This window comes from Flavobacterium agrisoli (assembly GCF_016522065.1).
GTDB lineage: Bacteria > Bacteroidota > Bacteroidia > Flavobacteriales > Flavobacteriaceae > Flavobacterium > Flavobacterium agrisoli.
This window is the reverse complement of the sequence record NZ_JAEHFV010000002.1, coordinates 44,873-66,344: the sequence shown is the minus strand read 5'-3', so window position 1 is coordinate 66,344 and position 21,472 is coordinate 44,873. Positions and strand designations below refer to the sequence as shown.

Here is a 21,472-nt window from a genome sequence, read left to right as displayed (position 1 = left end):
ACCCGATTTAATTAGTAAGTCATTATTATTTTAACAAAATACGCACCTCATAGTACAGGATAGTATATTAAAACTGAACTATTAGATTTGAAAACTGTTCACAATAACCCAAAAACATGTATAATTTGAAGCACTTATTATTGGTCTTATTTATCGGCGCCTTTTCGTTAGTTGTCTGTGGTAAGAATTTCCAAAAATCCAAAAGCAAGCCTATTCCGCTTATTTTTAATTTTGAAGCAAATGCCAGTCATAAAAATAAAACTGCTGTTCTTTCGGCCGCAACTTTTTCGAATGAAAAAGGATTTGGATTTGATTTTGAAACGGAAAACAATGCTTCATTTTCAAAAAATGGAGTAAGTTTTGAAAAAAGTACCTATTTTTCGATAGCTGTTCCAGAAGGGAATTATGCCGTAACAGTAAAAATGGGAAATGAAAAAAGCCATTCGGAGGTAACGATAAAAGCCGAATCGAAGCGAGTAATGGTCAATCAAGTCCCGATTTCGAAAGGGAATTTTAAACAATTTACATTTAACGTTAATATCCGAAATGTGAAAATCGACAATTCGTCGGTAGTACAATTAAAAGACCGCGAAAAAACAGAATTGAATTGGGACGACAAACTCACGTTGGAATTTTTAGGAAATGGCACTATTCAGGAAATTGAAATCAAACCAATTTCAAATGTGACTACTGTTTTTCTGGCTGGCGACTCCACCGTTACCGATCAAGATGTAGAACCTTGGGCATCGTGGGGGCAAATGATTACGTCGTTTTTTGATACAAATGTGGTTGTAGCGAATTATGCTTCGTCGGGCGCTTCGTTAAAATCGTTTAAAGGAAGTAATCGATTCAAAAAAATCCTTTCACAACTAAAAAAAGGTGATTACGTGTTTATCGAATTTGGTCATAATGACGAAAAACACAAAGGGGAAGAAAATAGTGCCTGGAATTCCTATTCCGATTTATTGGTTGAGTTTACCCAACAAGCGCAACAAAAAGGCGGCGAGGTGGTATTGGTAACGCCAACGCAACGTCGTGCTTTTAATGAAGATAAAAAAACATTGCGACCTACACATGGTGATTTTCCTGATGCTATGAGAGCCGTAGCCAAAAAATTAAATGTACCTCTCATTGATTTAACTGAAAAAACGACGGTTTTATACGAAAAATGGGGCAACGAACCTTCGCGAAAAGCCTTTGTGCAATATCCCGCTAATACATTTCCGGGTCAAACGAAGGCTTTAGAAGACAACACGCATTTCAATGATTTTGGAGCCAATGAAATTGCACTTTGCGTCATCGAGGGCATTCGTGATTTGAATCTGCCTTTAAAAAAGTGCATTACCAAACAAACACCGGATTATAGCCCTTCAAAACCCAACTATATTTCGAGTTGGACATTACCTTTGAGTTCTCGTTATCAAATCGAAAAACCAGATGGGAACTAATATCTAAATCTCTTTAAATGAAAATACAACAGTCTCTTCAAGTTTTACTTTTGGCTTTAGTAACGGCAGTTCCTTGTCAAAAAAACTGGGCACAACAAACCGAAAAAATTCTCCTTTCCGGAAAAGATTTTGAACATCCTGTACAATGGGATTTTTATTGTACTGATGGCAATAAAAGTAAAACCTGGTCTAAAATAAATGTGCCTTCGCAATGGGAATTAGAAGGTTTTGGCGAATACACCTATGGCCGTTGGTACAAAGAATTGAATCAAAAAGAACCGAGCAAGGAAGAGGGTTTGTACAAATACGAATTTGAGGTTCCAGCCGATTATAAAAATAAAGACATCACCATCGTTTTTGGTGGAGCCATGACCGATACCGAAGTAAAAGTAAACGGCAAACTGGCGGGCGAAATTCATCAGGGTGGTTTTTATGAATTCAAATATGATATTAGCAAACTTTTAAAATTCGGAGCTAAAAACACTTTAGAAGTTCACGTTTGGAAACATTCTGCTAACAAATCTGTAAATGCTGCTGAACGCAAAGCCGATTGGTGGTTGTTTGGCGGAATTTATCGTCCGGTTTGGTTAGAAGTTGCTCCCAAAGCACACATCGAGCATATTGCTGTAGATGCCAAAATGGATGGTTCTTTGGCAGCAACTTTAGATTTAGAAAATATTTCTAAAAATGTTGAAGTTGAGGCTACAATTGTTGGAGTAAAAGGCGGAAAAACTTTTGCAACAAATTCTTTCAATATCAAAAAAGGAAGTACTCAGGAAATTATAAAAACCAAATGGGATGGCGTTGAACCTTGGAATCCTGAGAGTCCGAATTTATATACATTGAAATTAACTTTAAAGGAAAACGGAAAATCCGTTCACGAGTTCGAAAAACGTATTGGTTTTAGAACATTAGAATTTAAAAAGAAAGACGGAATTTACGTTAACGGAACCAAAATTCAGATGAAAGGGGTTAACCGTCATACGTTTTGGCCGGAAGGCGGACGCTGTACCAGCAAACGACTGAGCGTGATGGATGTAAATTTATTAAAGGATATGAATATGAATGCGGTTCGTGGACATTACCCTCCCGATTCGCATTTCTTAGAAGCATGCGATTCATTGGGAATTTTTGTTTTGAATGAATTGGCGGGCTGGCAAAATGCTTACGATACCAAAACTGGAACCAAATTGGTGAAAGAAACCGTAGAACGTGATGTCAATCATGCTTCGGTGATTATTTGGGACAACGGAAACGAAGGCGGATGGAACTACGATGTCGATAAAGTTTTTGAACAATACGATCCTCAAAAAAGAATTGTGATTCATCCTTGGGCCGATTTTAATGGCTGGGATGCACATCATTATCCAACGTATTTAACAGGAGTGCATCGTTTTAATCAAGGTGAAAATGTATTTTTCCCAACCGAATTCATGCATGCTACCTACGACAATGGTGGTGGAGCAGCACTTGAAGATTTCTGGAAACGCTATAAAGAAAGTCCGCTTTTTGCAGGAGCTTTTATCTGGGCGATGGTTGATGAAGCCGTTTTTCGTTCGGATTGGACAGGAGCCGAAAAATTTGATTCCAAAGGTTCTTTGGCTGCTGATGGAATTCTAGGGCCACATCGTGAGCGAGAAGGAAGTTTTTATGCGATTAAAGAAATTTGGGCGCCTATTCAGTTTGTTCCTTTTCAAATCACGGAGAAATTCGATGGCAAAATTTTAATCACCAACGATTATTTGTTCAGCAATTTGAATACCTGCCAAATGGAATATCGCGTGATGCAGGCTGATAAAAATTTGTTTTACGGAAATAATCAAGCCAAAAGTATAGCCTCAGGAAAAATCGAAATTCCAAGTATGGAACCGGGAGAAACCAGAAAAATTTCAATTCCAGTGAATGATGCTTTCTTTCATGGAGATTTTCTAGAGATTTCGGCCAAAGACCAACACGGTCGCGAAATTTACACTTGGTCTTGGCCAATTCATAAAGCAGATTATTTTGCAGAAAAATTCATATTGGCAGAAAAAACAAATGCAAAAGCTACTGTAAAAAAAGAAGGCAATCAAATCGTACTTTCAGCAAATAAAGTGGAATTGGTTTTAGATGCTTCAACTGGGGAAGTCCTTTCGGTTAAAAACGAAAAAAATACCATTCCGCTTACACAAGGTCCACGCCCAATTGGGATGAAAGCTACTTTTAAAGAAATCAAAACAGAGCAAATTGGTGACAAAGCCGTTTGTACCGTTTTGTATAATGGTGCTTTACATTCTGTTATTTGGACAATGGAAGCCGATGGTCGTGTAAAAATGGATTTACGAGCTTTGACAAATGCTACCAATAATGGCGGTTTTGACGGAGCTGCTTTTGATGATAAAATCGATAAATTCGGAATCACTTTTAGCTACCCAGAACAAGGTGTAACTGGTATGAAATGGTTTGGAAAAGGACCTTACCACGTTTGGAAAAACCGTATGAAAGGAGCAACTTACGGCGTTTGGCACAAAGAGTATAACAATACCATTACAGGCGAAAGTTTTGATAATTTGATTTATCCTGAATTCAAAGGCTACCACGCCAATTTATTTGGAGCTAATTTAGAAGCAGGAACTAATTCGTTTAAAGTTTTTAGTGCTTCAGAAAATGTAACCTTTAGAGTTTTCACGCCAGATGAACCTAAACATGCGTTGCCAGGAAGTTATCCGCAACCGAAATTCCCAGAAGGTGATTTGTCCTTTATGTATGAAATTCCGGCGATGCGATCTTTCAAACCATTGGAACAACAAGGACCATCTAGCCAACCAACCAACATCCGAATTAAAAATGGCGATGACGGAATTACTATGAATTTATTATTTGATTTTAGAAATTAAAAAAACATCTCGACTGCGCTCGATGTGACACACAGTTATTGTCAGTTCGAGCGCAGTCGAGAACCTATTAAAAAAATTAATATGAAATTTTTAAAAATAACAGTATTACTGTGCGTTACTGCACTTTTTCTAAATTTTGAAACCAAAAAAGAAACCAAACCAACTGTATATTGCGTAGGCGATTCGACAGTAAAAAACGGAAGTGGTAAAGGAGACGGCGGACTTTGGGGCTGGGGCGATTTTATCGGTCAGTTTTTAGATACAACAAAAGTTTCGGTTCAGAATCATGCTTTGGGCGGAACGAGTAGTCGAAGTTTTCAAACTAAAGGTTTATGGGAACCGGTTTTCAAACAACTCAAAAAAGGAGATTATGTGTTGATTCAGTTTGGACATAACGATAATGGTCCGATAAACGATACCGTTCGTGCACGCGGAACTTTTAAAGGAATAGGAAATGAAACCGAAGAAATTGATAATTTACTAACCAAACAGCACGAAATCGTACACAGTTATGGTTGGTACATCCGCAAATTGGTAAAAGATGCTAAATCTAAAGGCGCGATTCCGATTATTTTTTCGCCTATTCCAAGAAATGATTGGAAAGATGGAAAAGTCATTCGCAACAACGATTCGTATGGTTTGTGGGCAAAACAAATTGCCGAACAGGAAAAAGTAACTTTCATCGATTTGAATGAAAACATGTCATTGGCTTTGGATAAAGTGGGTCAGGAAAAAGTAATGGGAACTTATTTTTACGAAAAAGACCATACGCATCCATCAGCAAAAGGAGCCGTTTTAGCTGCCACAACCATTGCTACTCAATTAGAAAAAAGCACTAATTCTTTAAAAAAATACCTTTTAAAAAATCCGAAAATTAAACTTCCAGCGAAGAAAAAAGTATTCTTAATTGGCGATTCTACCATGGCAAACAATAACGGTAACCCAAATGCTGTGGGTTGGGGGGTTGCGTTTCCAAAATATGTCGATACCATGCGCATTGAAGTAATCAACAAAGCTCGTGGTGGTCGCAGTAGCCGAACGTATGATTACGAAGGATTATGGAAGGAAGTCCGTGAGCAATTGCAACCTGGGAATTTTGTCATTATCCAATTTGGGCATAATGATGCTGGAAAAATAGACTCTGAAAAATACCGTGGTTCTTTACCCGGAAATGGAACCGAAACTCGTGTGGTAAATCGTGCCGATAGTATCAACGAAACGGTACATACTTTTGGCGCTTACATTGAAAAATACATCAAAGAAGCACGCGAAAAAGGAGCAATCCCGATTGTGATGAGCCAAACTGTTCGCAACGAATGGCCCAAAGGAAAGCCAGAACTTAGAGACGAGAGTTACAACAAATGGTCTAAAATTGCAGCCGAAAATCAAAAAGCGCCTTTCATCGATTTGAATGTTTTAATTGCCGAAGAATATGAAAAATTAGGCAAAGAAAAAGTGGCTAGTTTTTTCCCAAAAGACCATACACATACCGGAGCCGAAGGAGCCGATTTTAATGCTTGGGTTGCGGCAAAAAGTATCAAAAAAACCAAAGGTTGTGAACTCCGGGATTATATCGAAATTCCGAAATCGGCTCAAAAAAAACCCTAAATACGCCCATTGTTTTAGATGTTGAAAATTATGAAAAGAAGACTCAGCTTTTGTTTTTTGTGGGTGATGCACTTAATTGTTGCGCAGCAAAACGAATGGGAAAATCCAACTGTTTTAGATCGCAATAAGTTAGAAGGTCACGCTAATTTTATTATCTATACGAGCAAAGAAGCGGCCATAAAACAAGAACCAACTGCTTCTCCTTTTTTTAAAAGTCTCAATGGCGAATGGAAATTCAATATTGTAAAACACACTTCGCAAAAACCGACCAATTTTTTTGCTGAAAAGTATAACGATGCGGAATGGAAAACGATTGCTGTTCCGTCAAACTGGGAATTACAAGGATTCGACATTCCTATTTATACCAATGTAAAATACCCTTTTCCTAAAAATCCACCATTTATAAAAGGTGATTATAATCCGGTAGGCAGTTATCGCAAAACCTTTACCGTTCCCGAAAATTGGGACAATAAAACAATTATTTTGCATTTTGGTTCTATTAGTGGCTATGCGCAGGTTTTTTTGAATGGCAAAGAAGTAGGGATGACCAAAGCCAGCAAAACACCCGCTGAATTTGACGTAACTCCTTTTTTAAAAAAGGGTGAAAATACCTTGGCCGTGCAAGTAACACGTTGGCATGATGGAAGTTATTTAGAAGATCAAGATTTTTGGCGCTTAAGTGGTATTGAGCGCGATGTTTGGTTGCAGGCCATGCCCGCTGTTTCGGTTTGGGATTATGATATTGCCTCCAATTTAGACAGCCAATACACCAACGGAATATTGAAAGCTATGGTTCATTTGAAACTATTTAAGGCTAATAAAGCAAAGGAACCGGGCACACTTACCTTTAGCCTTTTGGATGATTCGGGTAAAGAGGTTTTTTCGGAAACGCAGCAAATAAACCTGAAAAAGACAACCTTAACGTTTAATACGGAATTAAAATCGGTTAAAAAATGGTCTCCAGAAGCACCTAATTTGTATTGTTACCTAATTTCATGGCAAGGCGAAAAAGGCGAAAAAGAGGTAATTTCGGGTAGTACGGGATTTAGATCTGTCGAAATTAAAGGCGCACAATTGTTATTGAATGGCAAGCCACTGATGGTAAATGGTGTGAATATTCACGAACACGATCCCATTAATGGGCATACACCCAATCGGGAACTGATGTTGAAAGATTTGGCTTTGATGAAACAAAACAACATCAATACCATTCGGATGTCGCATTATCCTCACGACCCGTATTTCTATACGTTATGCGATCAATTTGGGTTTTTAGTCGTAGACGAAGCCAACATTGAAACCCACGGCATGGGTGCCAATTTACAAGGCAATTTTGATAAAACAGTGCACCCGGCTTATTTGCCCGAGTGGGCTCCAGCACATTTAGATCGTATAAAACGAATGGTGGCTATAAATAAAAACCACCCTTCCATTATTATTTGGAGCATGGGAAATGAATGCGGAAATGGCCCTGTTTTTCATGAGGCTTACCGTTGGTTGAAACAAAACCAACCCCATCGTCCGGTTATGTTTGAGCAAGCAGGCGAAGAAGAAAATACGGATATTGTGGCGCCCATGTATCCTCGCATCAAAAATATGAAAGACTATGCTGAAAGTGATAAAAAACGTCCTTACATCATGTGCGAGTTTAGTCACGCAATGGGAAATAGCAACGGTAATTTTCAGGAATATTTTGATATTATAGCCAAAAGTCCAAAAATGCAAGGCGGCTGTATTTGGGATTGGGTGGACCAAGGACTTACCACTCAAGATGCAAATGGCGTATCGTTTTTGGCCTACGGTGGCGACTTAGGTGGCGAAAATTTACAACACGATGAAAATTTTTGCGCCAACGGATTGGTAAATGCCAATCGGATTCCGCATCCAGGTTTGTTTGAGGTTAAAAAAGTCTATCAAGACATTGCGTTTCGATATGAAAACAAATCACTTTTTTTGAAAAACCTATACCATGATACGAATCTTGATGCGTTTCGTTTTAAATGGGTTTTATTGAAAAACGGTCTTCCTGTACAAGAAGAAATGTTTGAGGTGAATGTACAACCGGGTGCCGAAACAGCGATCCCAATTCAATTTTCAATAGAGGATACAGCCGAATATTATTTGAATGTTTATGCCTATACTTCAAAAGAAACGCCATTAATCCCGGCTCATTTTGAAATGGCAAGGGAAGAATTTAAATTGAATGCATTCGATTATTTTCATCAGGATAAGATGGAAAAAGCAGGAACGTTAAAAGTCAAAACCAAAAAAAACAAATTGATTTTTGAGACTGAAAAAATTAGGGGAACTTTTGATTTAGAAAAAGGAATGTTAAGCAGCTATCATAAAAAGGGAGAAAACACCGAAGTTTTGGAAGCGTTTCCCACACCTTATTTTTGGCGTGCTCCAACCGATAATGATTTTGGAGCCAAGTTGCCCGAAAAAGCGGCAATCTGGAAAAAGGCACATTTAAATCCAATACTAAAAAAGCTTACGGTCGGAAAAAAAACAGCAGCAGGTTTACCCATTTCGGTAGTTTACCAACTGCAAGATGTCGATATTCCATATACTGTACAGTATGTTTTGCAGCCTGACGGTGCCATTAATATTACGGCGAGCATTGATAAAGAAGGGAAAGAATTGCCGGAAATGTTACGCTTTGGCATGCGAATGGAGGTTTCGGATGCTTATTTCGATTTGAAATATTATGGGCGTGGGCCTTGGGAGAATTATAGCGACCGTAATACGGCTTCGTTCATGGGGATTTATAGTGATAAAGTAGCCAATCAATTTACATGGTCGTACATTCGTCCGCAAGAATGTGGTAACAAAACCGATGCACGATGGATTCAATTAAGCAATCAAAAGAATAGCTTGACTATTCGCGGAATGCAACCTCTTAGTTTTAGTGCTTTACCGGTTAGTGCCGAAAGTTTAGATCCAGGGGTAAAGAAAAACCAGCGCCACACCAACGATGTGCATCCAGAAAATAAAATATATTTAATGGTTGATTTGCTGCAAAGTGGAGTGGGCGGTGATACCAGTTGGGGTGCCTTACCACACGCACCTTATCGATTGAGCGCTCCCCAATATACCTACAGTTATACACTGAGTTTGGAAGGCAATTAAAGCTATTATTTTTTGTTTTATACATCCCAACCTTACTTGTTTGCTTTAAAAACGAGTAAGGTTTTTTTATAAAATCGAATTTTTTTAGGAATATTTTAAAATTAGAGAGGCAATATTTATGGTTTTTATAGGTTTATAATAGAACTAAAAAAAGAGCTAAATGCATGCTTTTTTTTGAAAAAGTGAAGATTTTATATTCCGTAAAAACGAATCAACAGGAAACAAAAAGTTGTTTTATTAATTAGAAAAATATGAAGAAAATTGCGTTTATATTAATTGGGCTAGGAAGCATTTGCTCTGTAGCCGCTCAGGATGAACTGAATAAAAATTTCAAACCGATTCCGCCAAAAAAAGCAAATGTTGAAAAAGGTATTCCGCCCCAATCGCAACCACAAGTTATCGATTCGGTTGCGGTCGCACCCAATCCCAATCCGTTATATGTGAATCCTGACGAGCTTTTTAAAGATACTAACAAGTACAAAAAAGAAAGCAATTCGGCGGGTGTTTTGTATCGAAGAAATCAGTTTTTAGGTAATTTCACTACCAATTCGTTTACTTCGACAGTTCGTTTTCGTGATGCTGCTTTTGTAGATGGGGATAAAGTGAGGGTTTTGTTAAACGATAAAGTAGTATCGCCCGAAACAAGTTTGGAATCTGACTTTGAAAGTTTAAAATTAGATTTGGTGCCTGGTGTAAATAAAATAGATATCGAAGCCTTAAACGAAGGTTTTGCAGCACCCAACACGGCCGAATTACAAATTTACGACGACAAAGGCAAAGCGATTTTAGTAGATCAATGGAATGTAGGGACGGGTTATAAAGCCACCATTGTAATTATTCGAGAATAAAAAATCATAAAAAAGGTCAAAAAAAAGAGCCGCATCATTAAAATTGATACGGCTCTTTTTTGGTTTTATAAAGGTTGAGGTTACATTTTAACAGCTCCTTTTTTAACTGCTTTACCAATTTCAGTTTTAGGTTTTAAGTTGGATGGTAATTGAATATTCTCACTCGCATTTCCGTCAATAGTTACTGCTTTTGCTGAGGTTGAATTAAATTCGATGTTTTTTAAGACCATGTTTTTACCATTATAAATCTGGAAAACGTTTGGTTCTTTAATATCCAATTTGAAATTCTCCAATTTAATTCCCTTGGCATCAATGATAGAAACTCCTTTTTCAGCTTTTCCAGTTAAATTTGAAATCTGAATGTTTTCTAAATTCATTTCTGGTAAACCTTGTAAAAATACAGCTTGTTGAGCACCATCAATAAAAACGTTTTTGATCACGATATTTTTAAACTGAGGTGTTTTTTCATCAACAGGAACCGACGCTTGAGCAACAGCATCACCGCCTTCGGCTAATTTTTCAGCAATAGATTTTCCGCCATAATACAAATCAAACGATACAGCTTGTGAAGGAATGTTAATCATGTAAATATCGGAAATGTAGATGTTTTCAACCACACCACCACGACCGCGTGTACTTTTAAAACGAAGACCTACATCAGTTCCCATGAAAGAACAGTTTGAAACGTGCATGTTTTTTACACCACCCGACATTTCGCTTCCTACCGTAACACCTCCGTGTCCGTGATACACTACGTTGTTTTTAATGATGACATTTTCGCAAGGAATACCACGATCACGACCGTCTTTATCTTTTCCTGATTTCACACAAATAGCATCGTCTCCCACATCAAAACTTGAGTTTTCAACCAATACATTTTTACATGATTCTACATCAAGTCCATCACCATTTTGCGAATACCAAGGGTTACGAACGGTTGTATTTCGAATGATTAAATCTTCAATCATAAGCGGATGAATGTTCCAAGCAGGTGAATTTTGAAAAACTGGGCCATCAAATAAAACACGTTTGCTATTTTGAATGCTCACCATAACTGGACGCAAAAAGTCACGAATTTTCTCAAATTCTTCTTTGGTTTTTAAATCTGGGCGAACGTTTTGATCGGCACCTTCAATAGCATCTTTGTATTGTTGCGACGGATACCAACTTACTTTTTTATCGTTTAAAACACCTCCCGAAGCTACTAAATCTTTCCATTGACCTTCGGTTAGTTTTCCTTTTTTTACCATTCGCCATACTTCGCCAGAACCGTCCCAAACACCATTTCCAGTAAAGGCAACATCTTCTAGGTTTTTTCCATAAATAGGCGAAATACAACGCCACGTATCCAATCCTTCAAAACTGGTTTCTACCAAAGGATATAAATCTTTGTTCGGAGAAAATTTAATCAAAGCGCCACGTTGTGCGTGTAATTCAATTTTACTTTTTAAGATAATCGGACCGGTAAGCCAAATTCCAGGAGGGATTATTACTTTACCGCCACCTTTTTTTGAAACCGCATCTATAGCATCGGCAAAAGCTTTGGTACATAAAGTAGTGCCGCCATTTACAGCACCAAAATCAACAATGCTTACCGTATTATTCGGAATTTTGGGTTCGTTAATTTTATTCATTTTAAACTCAATTCCGCTATACGAATCGGATGTGTTTTTTTTGCTTTGAGCCAAAACCGTTTCAGAACAGCTTGTAAGAGCCACAACGGATGTGAAAAATAATAGTTTGGTTAACTTAAGTTTCATTTTGTTTGTAAAGTATTTATTTGTTTAGAATTTTATATGGATTTGCGGTTGATGAAATTAAAAGGCACTTTAACTTGTCCTATTTCTTTGTTTAAAATCATTCTCGCCGCCGTTTCGCCCATAACTTTAAAATCGGTCGACATTACGGTGATGCCCAACAACTCTTTTAATGGGGTGTCGTTATACGAAATAACTCCAATATCCTTGCCAAGTTTTAATTTTTCGCTTTTTATTTGTTTTACCAAATTCACCAAATCTGATTCTTCGATGGTGATAAATAAGTCGCCTTTTTTTAATACAATATCGTCGTAGACTTCGTGTAAGATTTCGTAATTAATTTCAAATTCGGCACAAAATTTTCTAAAACCATGTAAAATTCGGCGCGGATACGGATAAACGGCTTTTTCGGGATATACTAAAATCAAACGTTTGTAGGCTTTGATTTTTTCTAGTCCTTCTTTAAGTGCATTGTAAATATCATTTTCAAAATCTTGGTAAATTTTAGTCACACTACTGTCCATTCCTAATTTGATATTATCCATGATAATCAATTTCTCTTTCGGAATTTTATTGATTGCGTTCACGACTTCATCGGTAAAACTCAAGTGTTTTAAATCCTCGGTTTTAAAGTGAGTGGTAATAATATAGTAATCGTAGGCTCCTTCGTATTTGTCAAGTAAATTCAGAAAAAGTGTTTCGTCGCAGTGGTAAATTTGCAAATCGGTATGTGCATTGGCGCCAATGGCATTTACAAATGCATTATAAGTCGCCATTTTGTAGGAGCTCAATTTGTTGTATAAAAAGAGCACATTTACTTTCGAAACCAATTTGGTTCGGGTAATATAATACCCTTTTCCGCGAATCGAAGAAATGATTTTACGCTCTTTTAAAATGTTGTATGCTTTTTCAACCGTATCACGAGACATGTAAAATTCTTCGCTAAAACTATTAATAGACGGAATTTTTTGATTTATTTTCAAATTTCCGTTAGCGATATTTGTTAAAATAGAATCTACAATTTGTTTGTATTTCGGCACACGAGAATCTTCGTCTATTTTAATAATTTTTATCATAAAAAAGCGCTTTTCGAATGTTTCTTTACTAAAATCACTTTATAGAATATCCAAATTAAATAAGGATATTTATAAAGTTGAGCGTCAACTTATAGGGTGTTGATTTGGGGTTGTGCGTCAACAGTTTTGTTTCATTATAATTAAAAAAACAACTTCAGATTCTGTAAATTTTATAAAAAGTTAAACATGTAATCGATTGCCCAAATATATACCTTAAAATTAGTTATTCGAAATAATTGGGGTTGTTTTTTTAAAATTCGCTTAAAATTAAACACTTAATAATTAATAGTGAAAAAAATCAGGGCTAAAATATCGATATTTCTCAAAATGTAATTTTTTTACAAAATTCTTCTTACAAAAGGAGAGTTTGAAAGCTTGTTTCATCAATAATTTTTTTGCTAAAAAAGAATTGGCTTTGTGATAATCATTTGTTTAAAGGATAGTACAGGATAGTTTTCTTTTAGCTATTCTATTATTTTACAATCCAAATTATTACTAACTAACCTAAAAAAGTACATTTAATGGAATCAATACTAGGAATTTTGTATCACTCCATAGGGGGTTTTTCTTCTGGGAGTTTTTATATGCCTTTCAAAAAGGTAAAAGGATGGGCTTGGGAAAGCTATTGGCTGGTAGGAGGAATTTTCTCTTGGCTAATTGTTCCGCCATTGGCAGCCTATCTTACCATTCCTAATTTTGCCGAAATTATTAGCACTGCCTCTCCAACCATCAAAATGTTTACCTATTCGATGGGGTTAATTTGGGGAATTGGAGGTTTAACCTACGGATTAGGAGTTCGTTACCTAGGAATGTCGTTAGGAAACTCGATAACCTTAGGATTTTGTTCGGCTTTTGGTGCGTTGATTCCGCCAATATATTACCAATTTAATGCGGTTCAAGGGAAAGAATCCATCGGAGATATGTTTTCGAACCAAGGTGGACAATTGGTTTTACTGGGTGTTTTAGTTTGCATTGTCGGTATTGCCATTTTGGGAAAAGCGGGCATTCTTAAAGAAAAAGATTTTGCTAAAGATATAGAAGAACATGATAAAGAGTTTAGCCTTGTTAAAGGGTTGATAATAGCCATCGTTTCGGGTATTTTAAGTTCATTTTTTAACTTCGGAATTGAAGCAGGTAAACCAATGGCTGAAGAAGCCGTAAGACAAGGATTTAATCCGTTGTTTCAAAATAATGTAACGTATGTAGTATTGCTTTGGGGCGGATTGACCACCAACTTTATTTGGTGTGTGTATCTAAATTTTAAAAACAAAACAGGATCTGATTATACCAATAAAGCAACGCCAATTAGCAAAAATGTAATGTTCTCGGCATTGGCAGGAACCATGTGGTTTTTACAGTTTTTCTTTTACGGAATGGGTGAAAGTAAACTCGGAAATGGTGCAAGTTCTTGGATTTTGCACATGTCAACCATTATTCTTACGGCAAATTTTTGGGGATTTTATTTAAAAGAATGGACCGGAGTGTCTAAAAAAACATTCAATACATTTCTGTTAGGAATTGCCTTGATGTTTCTCTCGATTGTGTTAGTCGGAATTGGAAATTCATTATAAACAACCAACATATAAATATTTATACAAATGTCAAATACAAATACAGAAAATATGACTTTTAAGCATGTGAGCTATCTTTGGGATGAAGCTAAAGCACAAGAATTAGCAGGAGATGAAGTAGCGCTTTTTATTTATCGCTCTAATTTGTTAGGAGCTGACTTGAGATTAACCAATTATGGAGGAGGTAATACATCTGTTAAAATTACTGATAAAGATCCTTTAACTGGTGCTGATACAGAAGTAATGTGGATTAAAGGTTCGGGTGGTGACATCGGAACATTGACTAAAGCTGGTTGTGCCGCATTATACTTAGAGCGTTTGCGTAATTTAGAAAACGTGTACCGCGGAATCGAATTTGAAGACGAAATGGTGGAATTATTCAACCACTGTATTTTTGATTTAGCTTCAAAAGCGCCTTCTATAGATACGCCTTTACACGGTTTTTTACCGTTTAAACATATTGACCACTTGCATCCAGATGCGGCAATTGCTATTGCAGCAGCAAAAGATGGTAAAAAAATCACCGAAGAATTATTTGATGGCGAAATCGGATGGGTAGGATGGCAGCGTCCAGGCTTTGACTTAGGGCTTCAATTGAGAGCTTGTTTAGAAGAAGCGGAGAAAAACGGAAAAAAATTACGCGGAATCATGTTAGGTTCTCACGGGTTGTTTACTTGGGGAGATACTGCATACGAGAGTTATGTAAATACTTTGGAAGTAATTGAAAAATGCGCTGAATATTTAGAAAATAACTACGGTAAATCACGACCAGTTTTTGGAGGTCAAAAAATAGATAGTTTAGCACAAGAGGCTCGTAAAGTACAAGCAGCCAAAGTAGCCCCAATTTTAAGAGGTTTCTGTTCTTCAGAACGTCAAATGATTGGACATTTTACAGATGATAATCGTGTGTTAGAGTTTGTAAATTCAAATGATTTAGATAAGTTAGCGCCGTTAGGAACTTCTTGCCCAGATCACTTCTTGAGAACTAAAATCAGTCCGTTGGTATTGACTTTAAGTCCAAACGAAGATTTGACCGATGTGGCAGCTATTAAAGAAAAATTAGCGCCTGCTTTTGAAGCATACCGCAAAATGTATTCGGATTACTACCAAGCTTGTAAAAGAGACAATTCACCTGCTATGCGCGATCCAAACCCAGTGGTAATTTTATATCCTGGAGTAGGAATGTTCACTTTTGCTAAAGATAAAACAATGGCGCGTTTAGCATCAGAATATTATATCAATGCGGTTAATGTAATGAAAGGGGCTGAGGCAGTTTCAGAATATACTTCATTACCTCACCAAGAAGCTTTTGATATCGAATATTGGTTGTTAGAAGAAGCTAAATTACAACGTATGCCAAAACCAAAAGCATTATCAGGTAGAATTGCTTTGGTAACGGGTTCTGGTGGTGGAATTGGAAAAGCGATTGCTAAAAAATTCGCCGAAGAAGGTGCTTGTGTAATCATTAACGATATTAACGAAGAGCGTGTTCAAGCTACTTTTGAAGAATTTACTAAAAAATTCGGAAAAGATGCCGTGTCTAAAACCTTATTAAATGTAACCGATACCGATAGTACAGTCAATGCCATTGATGATGCTAGCTTAGCATTTGGAGGAGTGGATATTATTGTAAACAATGCCGGAATTAGTATTTCAAAATCAATCGCAGAGCATTCATTAGAAGAGTGGGACAGGTTATACGATATTTTAGTTAAAGGACAATTTATTGTGTCTAAAGCGGGTATCGAAGTAATGCGTAAACAAGGCTTTGGTGGCGATATCGTGAACATTGTATCTAAAAATGCAGTAGTTGCAGGACCAAACAATCCGGGTTACGGTTCGGCTAAAGCGGCTCAAGCACATTTAACACGTTTGATGGCGGCCGAATTAGGAGCCGATAAAATTCGTGTAAACACGGTTAATCCAGATGCGGTAATCTCTGATTCAAATATTTGGTCAGGTGGTTGGGCTGAAGGACGTGCAAAAGCATACGGTGTAACCGTGGCCGAATTACCAGCGTATTACGCTAAACGTACTTTATTAAACGAAATCATTTTGCCAGATGATATTGCTAACGCTTGTTATGCATTTGTAGGTGGCTTGTTGAGCAAATCAACAGGAAATGCTTTAAATGTTGATGGTGGTGTATCAATGGGCTTTTATAGATAAAAATTTTAAGTTTGGTTTATTGGTTTAACCTTGAGAGTCTAACGCTCGATATTTTTTCGGGCGTTGGCTTTTTTAATCCGTAAATTGCAAACACTAAAAATAAAAAACAAGTAGCATGTTACTAGATTCATATAAAATAGCAGCGCACAATGACGATTTATTAAAAAGTCATTCTAATAAATTAAACTTTACACTTTCTGAAATTGCTAATGCTGAAGCAATTATTCAAAAGTTAATCGATTTTCAAATCGCAATTCCGTCTTGGGCTTTAGGTACTGGAGGAACGCGTTTTGGTCGTTTTGCAGGGGGAGGAGAACCTCGTTCGTTAGAAGAAAAAATAGAAGATGTCGGCTTACTTCATGCTTTAAACAACGCTTCAGGAGCTATTTCGTTACACATTCCTTGGGATATTCCTCAAAATTATAACGAAATCAAAGCTTTGGCAGCGCAACATAATTTGAAATTTGATGCGGTAAATTCCAATACATTTCAAGACCAAGCCGACAGTAAATATTCGTACCGTTACGGTTCTTTGCAAAATGTGAACAAAGCGATTCGCAAACAAGCTGTCGATCACAATATCGAAGTAATCAAACATGGAATCGAATTGGGCTCTGATTCGTTAACAGTTTGGTTGGCCGATGGATCTAATTTTCCAGGACAATTAAATTTTAGAAATGCTTACGAAAACACCTTAGAAAGCCTTCAAGAAATTTATGAGGCTTTACCAGCAGATTGGAAATTATTTTTAGAATACAAATCGGCTGAGCCTAACTTTTATTCTACCACTGTTGCCGACTGGGGACAATCGTATTCGTATGTGCAAAAATTAGGAGACAAAGCCAAAACGTTGGTCGATTTAGGGCACCATTTGCCAAACGCAAACATCGAACAAATTGTTTCCTTGTTGTTGATGGAAAACAAATTAGGTGGTTTCCACTTTAATGATTCGAAATATGGGGATGACGATTTAACTGCTGGTGCATTAAAACCATACCAATTATTCTTAATCTTTAATGAATTGGTTGAAGGTATGGATACTCGCGGAATGAATCATGCTAAAGATTTAGGATGGATGATTGATGCTTCTCACAATATTAAAGATCCTTTAGAAGATTTATTGCAATCGGTAGAAGCGATTATGATTGCGTATGCGCAAGCATTATCAGTGGATAGAAAAGCATTAGTACAAGCACAAGCTGAAAATGATGTGGTACGTGCGCAGGAGATTCTACAAAATGCATTCCGTACAGATGTTAGAGCATTAGTTGCCGAAGCTCGTTTACGTTCTGGTGCAGCTTTACGTCCGGTAGAATTATACCGTCAGTTAAATGTTCGTAAAGAACTTATTGGTGAGCGTGGACTTAAAACTATGGCTACCGGATTATAAAAAAGCAAATCAATGAATGTAGTTGCAATTTTTGATATCGGTAAAACCAATAAAAAAGTATTTCTTTTTGACGAAAATTATAAAATTGTTTGGGAGAAATCGGTAAACTTTCAAGAAACTGTTGATGAAGATGGTTTCCCATGTGAAAATATCGATTTACTCACTAGTTGGATTCAAGAACGGCTGTCAGAAATAAAAGGTCTGACAGCCTATGTTTTAAAAGCGATAAACTTTAGTACCTACGGGGCAAGTTTTGTGTATCTTGATGAGAACGGAAAAGTTTTAACGCCGCTTTACAACTATTTAAAAGAGTATCCCGAAAGCTTAAAAAAGGAGTTTTACGACACCTACAAAGGCGAAGAAATTTTTGCAGTAAAAACAGCCTCGCCGGTATTAGGAAGTTTAAATTCGGGAATGCAAATTTATCGTCTTAAAAAAGAACAACCAGAAGTTTTTGAAAAAGTTAAATATTGTTTGCATTTGCCACAGTACTTAAGTTTTTTATTGACAGGTCAGTTTTTTACTGATATCACCAGTATTGGATGTCATACCAATTTGTGGAATTTTAAAAAGATGAAATACCACAAGTGGTTAAAAAAGGAAGAAATTCTGCCTAAACTCCCTCCGTTGCATTACGGAAAAGATGTCATTAAAAACGAAGAGGGTTTGGCAGTAGGAATTGGTCTTCATGACAGTTCCTCAGCTATGATTCCGTATACAATTAATTTTACAGAGCCTTTTGTTTTATTGTCTACAGGAACTTGGAGTATTTCAATGAATCCTTTTAACAACAAACGATTGACATTTGAAGAATTAGATCAGGATTGCTTGTGTTATTTGCAATACACCGAAAAACCAGTAAAAGCAGCACGTTTATTTGCGGGTAACGAACACGAAGTGCAAGCGAAACGTTTGGCTGAACATTTTCAGGTTCCATTTGATACCTTCAAAGAAGTGTATTATGACAAAAAAATTATATCCAATTTAAGAGCTTTAAATTATAACTTTGCTGTTTCGGGAGATGTTGAAGAGGATATTTTAACGAATTGTCCTTTTTCCGAAAGAGATCTCAATCAATTTAAAAGTTATGAAGTTGCTTACCATCAATTGATTTTGGATTTGATAGAGCAACAAGTTTTTTCGACCAATTTGGTCATCCATAATAGTCCGGTGAAAAAGATTTTTGTAGACGGCGGATTTAGTAAAAATCCGATTTTTATGAATTTATTAGCCGAGGCATATCCGAATATAGAAGTCTACGCGGCATCTATGGCACAAGCCAGCGCGCTCGGAGCAGCATTGGCAATCCACGAAAATTGGAATCCAAATCCACTGCAAAACGACTTAATAGATTTAAAATTTTACAAACATTAAGATCATGAAATTCGCATAATAAATTCTAAATCAAAAGATAAAGAAAGTTATGCGAATTTTGTTTTTCAATAAAAACAAAAAGGAGGAAGAAATGAAGGTTGGACTTTTTATACCCTGTTACGTTGACCAATTTTATCCGAATGTAGGTATAGCTACTTACGAATTATTACAAAAATTAGGATGCGAAGTTGATTTTCCTATGAATCAAACCTGCTGTGGGCAGCCTATGGCTAACAGTGGTTACGAACACCTAACAGGAGATTGCAACACAAATTTTATTGCAAATTTTTCTGGATTTGACTACGTTGTCTGCCCATCCGGAAGTTGTACACTACATGTTAAAGATCATTTACACAGTGATTCTGAAGAACCAAAAGCAGAACATATTCGAAAAACGGTTTATGAATTAACCGAATTTTTGACAGATGTATTAAAAGTTGAAACGATTGAGGGCGAATTTCCATACAAAGTAGGAATGCACCAAAGTTGTCACGGTCAGCGTGGTTTAAAACTGGCACAAATGACCGAATTAAATGCAACCCCTTTTTCTAAACCTGGTCAATTATTGGAAGGAATTAAAGGGTTAGAATTGGTGTCGCTTTCCAGAAAAGATGAATGCTGTGGTTTTGGTGGTACTTTTTGTGTAACCGAAGAAGCGGTTTCGGTAAAAATGGGGCAAGATCGAATCAAAGATCATGAAAAACACGAAGTACAGTTTATTACCGGAGGAGATATGTCCTGTCTAATGCATTTAGAAGGAATTTTACGCAGACAAAAAAGCCCGATTAAAACCATTCATATCGCCGAAATTTTAAATACACTTCAAGTAAAATAAGAAGATAAAATGAAGAAATTCTTTGGCTTTTTTAGTATTGTTTTAGTAATTAGTTGTTTTTTTTCTTTTACGGAAAAAGATAATGAAATTGCATTAACCGAAGTAAAAGTTACCGCTCCATTTGAAATGCCGAGTATTTATATTCCGAATTTTCAAAACGCTAAAAAGTTCGTGATTACTAAATTTGGCGCAAAAAAGGAAGACAAAGTAGCTACTTCTGAAGCAATTGCCAAAGCAATTGATGCAGCCAATAAAAATGGCGGTGGTATTGTAGTTATCCCAAAAGGGGAATGGCTTACCGGTAAAGTTCATTTGAAAAGTAATGTGAATCTACATCTAGAAAAAGACGCTATTCTTTTATTTTCTGATGATCCTAAAGATTATCTACCAGCAGTTCGTTCTACTTGGGAAGGATATGAATGTTATAATTATTCGCCTTTAATTTACGCTTACAATTGTAAAAAAGTAGCAATCACAGGCGAAGGTGAGTTAAAAGCGAAAATGGACGTTTGGAAAACTTGGTTCACAAGGCCTAAACCTCACATGGAAAATTTAAAACGATTATACTATTCGGCTTCGTATCAAAAACCAGTTGAAGAACGTCAAATGGTAAATGATACTGCCAATTTGCGTCCGCATTTTATTCAATTCAATCGTTGTGAAAATGTATTGTTAGAAGGGGTTAAGATTACCAATAGTCCTTTTTGGACCATTCATCCATTCTTGTCTAAAAATGTGGTGATCAGAAATATTCAGGTATATGCACATGGTCACAATAACGATGGAGTAGATCCCGAAATGTCTCAAAATGTATTAATTGAAAATTGTTTTTTTGACCAAGGGGATGATGCAATTGCGATAAAATCGGGTTGCGGAATTGATGCATGGAATTTGAACACACCTTCAAAAAATATTGTTATTCGAAATGTAACGGTGAAAAATGGGCATCAATTGTTAGCTTTAGGAAGCGAACTTTCGGGCGGAATCGAGAATGTGTTTTTAGACAATTGTCAAGTTTTAGAGGGAGCCAAATTATTTCATTTGTTATTCATTAAAACCAATGAACGAAGAGGCGGTTATGTGAAAAATATTTATACCAGCAATATTACTTCCGGAAAAATTGGCCAAGGTGTTTTAGGAATTGAAACCGATGTTTTATACCAATGGCGTGATTTGGTTCCAACAATTGACCGTAAATTGACACCTATCGAGAATATTTATTTAGAAGATTATAATGTTAAAGAAGTTAAATTCATTGCCCGAATTTTAGGTCAGAAAGAATTACCTGTTAAAGATGTTTTTCTAAAAAATATTAAAACGGAAAAGGTAACAGAACAAAAATATATAACCGAAAACGTAACGAATTTTTCGGATAAAGAATAAAAACAAAA

At 36.5% G+C, this 21,472-nt stretch carries 13 protein-coding genes; 11 read left to right on the top strand and 2 right to left on the bottom strand.

Annotated features, from left to right (window positions below; all coding sequences use genetic code 11):
* The first annotated feature begins 125 nt into the window (after positions 1-125).
* The 5 genes from I5M07_RS05400 (at position 126) to I5M07_RS05380 (ending at position 9,909) form a co-directional block, all read left to right on the top strand.
* The gene (locus tag I5M07_RS05400) at positions 126-1,448 is read left to right on the top strand and encodes a rhamnogalacturonan acetylesterase (RefSeq protein WP_394369042.1); all 1,323 of its coding nucleotides are present in this window, start codon (positions 126-128) and stop codon (positions 1,446-1,448) included.
* Between the two features lie 17 nt (positions 1,449-1,465).
* Complete coding sequence (locus I5M07_RS05395) at positions 1,466-4,324, top strand: glycoside hydrolase family 2 TIM barrel-domain containing protein (protein ID WP_200105202.1); 2,859 nt, start codon at positions 1,466-1,468, stop codon at positions 4,322-4,324.
* Between the two features lie 81 nt (positions 4,325-4,405).
* Complete coding sequence (locus I5M07_RS05390) at positions 4,406-5,932, top strand: rhamnogalacturonan acetylesterase (RefSeq protein WP_200105201.1); 1,527 nt, start codon at positions 4,406-4,408, stop codon at positions 5,930-5,932.
* 30 nt (positions 5,933-5,962) lie between these two features.
* Positions 5,963-9,061: a glycoside hydrolase family 2 TIM barrel-domain containing protein gene (locus tag I5M07_RS05385; RefSeq protein ID WP_200105200.1), complete on the top strand. Its 3,099-nt coding sequence runs from the start codon at positions 5,963-5,965 to the stop codon at positions 9,059-9,061.
* A gap of 251 nt (positions 9,062-9,312) precedes the next feature.
* Positions 9,313-9,909, top strand: coding sequence for a hypothetical protein (locus I5M07_RS05380; protein WP_200105199.1), 597 nt, complete (start codon positions 9,313-9,315; stop codon positions 9,907-9,909).
* Positions 9,910-9,989: 80 nt separating this feature from the next.
* Here I5M07_RS05380 and I5M07_RS05375 read toward each other — a convergent pair whose 3' ends face one another.
* The gene (locus I5M07_RS05375; RefSeq protein WP_200105198.1) at positions 9,990-11,669 is read right to left on the bottom strand and encodes a glycoside hydrolase family 28 protein; all 1,680 of its coding nucleotides are present in this window, start codon (positions 11,667-11,669) and stop codon (positions 9,990-9,992) included.
* Positions 11,670-11,701: 32 nt separating this feature from the next.
* The gene (locus I5M07_RS05370) at positions 11,702-12,742 is read right to left on the bottom strand and encodes a GntR family transcriptional regulator (protein WP_200105197.1); all 1,041 of its coding nucleotides are present in this window, start codon (positions 12,740-12,742) and stop codon (positions 11,702-11,704) included.
* Between the two features lie 521 nt (positions 12,743-13,263).
* Here I5M07_RS05370 and rhaT point away from each other — a divergent pair.
* From rhaT to I5M07_RS05340, 6 genes are all read left to right on the top strand, one after another.
* Positions 13,264-14,313, top strand: a complete 1,050-nt coding sequence (rhaT, locus tag I5M07_RS05365) for an L-rhamnose/proton symporter RhaT (protein WP_200105196.1) — start codon at positions 13,264-13,266, stop codon at positions 14,311-14,313.
* Positions 14,314-14,340: 27 nt separating this feature from the next.
* The gene (locus I5M07_RS05360) at positions 14,341-16,482 is read left to right on the top strand and encodes a bifunctional aldolase/short-chain dehydrogenase (RefSeq protein WP_200105195.1); all 2,142 of its coding nucleotides are present in this window, start codon (positions 14,341-14,343) and stop codon (positions 16,480-16,482) included.
* A gap of 115 nt (positions 16,483-16,597) precedes the next feature.
* The gene (locus tag I5M07_RS05355) at positions 16,598-17,872 is read left to right on the top strand and encodes a TIM barrel protein (RefSeq protein ID WP_200105194.1); all 1,275 of its coding nucleotides are present in this window, start codon (positions 16,598-16,600) and stop codon (positions 17,870-17,872) included.
* Between the two features lie 12 nt (positions 17,873-17,884).
* Positions 17,885-19,246, top strand: coding sequence for an FGGY-family carbohydrate kinase (locus I5M07_RS05350; RefSeq protein WP_200105193.1), 1,362 nt, complete (start codon positions 17,885-17,887; stop codon positions 19,244-19,246).
* A 91-nt stretch (positions 19,247-19,337) separates the two neighbouring features.
* Positions 19,338-20,081 carry a (Fe-S)-binding protein gene (locus tag I5M07_RS05345; protein ID WP_200105192.1) on the top strand — a complete coding sequence of 248 codons (744 nt, stop codon included), beginning with the start codon at positions 19,338-19,340 and terminating at the stop codon, positions 20,079-20,081.
* A 9-nt stretch (positions 20,082-20,090) separates the two neighbouring features.
* Positions 20,091-21,464, top strand: coding sequence for a glycoside hydrolase family 28 protein (locus I5M07_RS05340; RefSeq protein WP_200105191.1), 1,374 nt, complete (start codon positions 20,091-20,093; stop codon positions 21,462-21,464).
* Positions 21,465-21,472 lie beyond the last annotated feature (8 nt).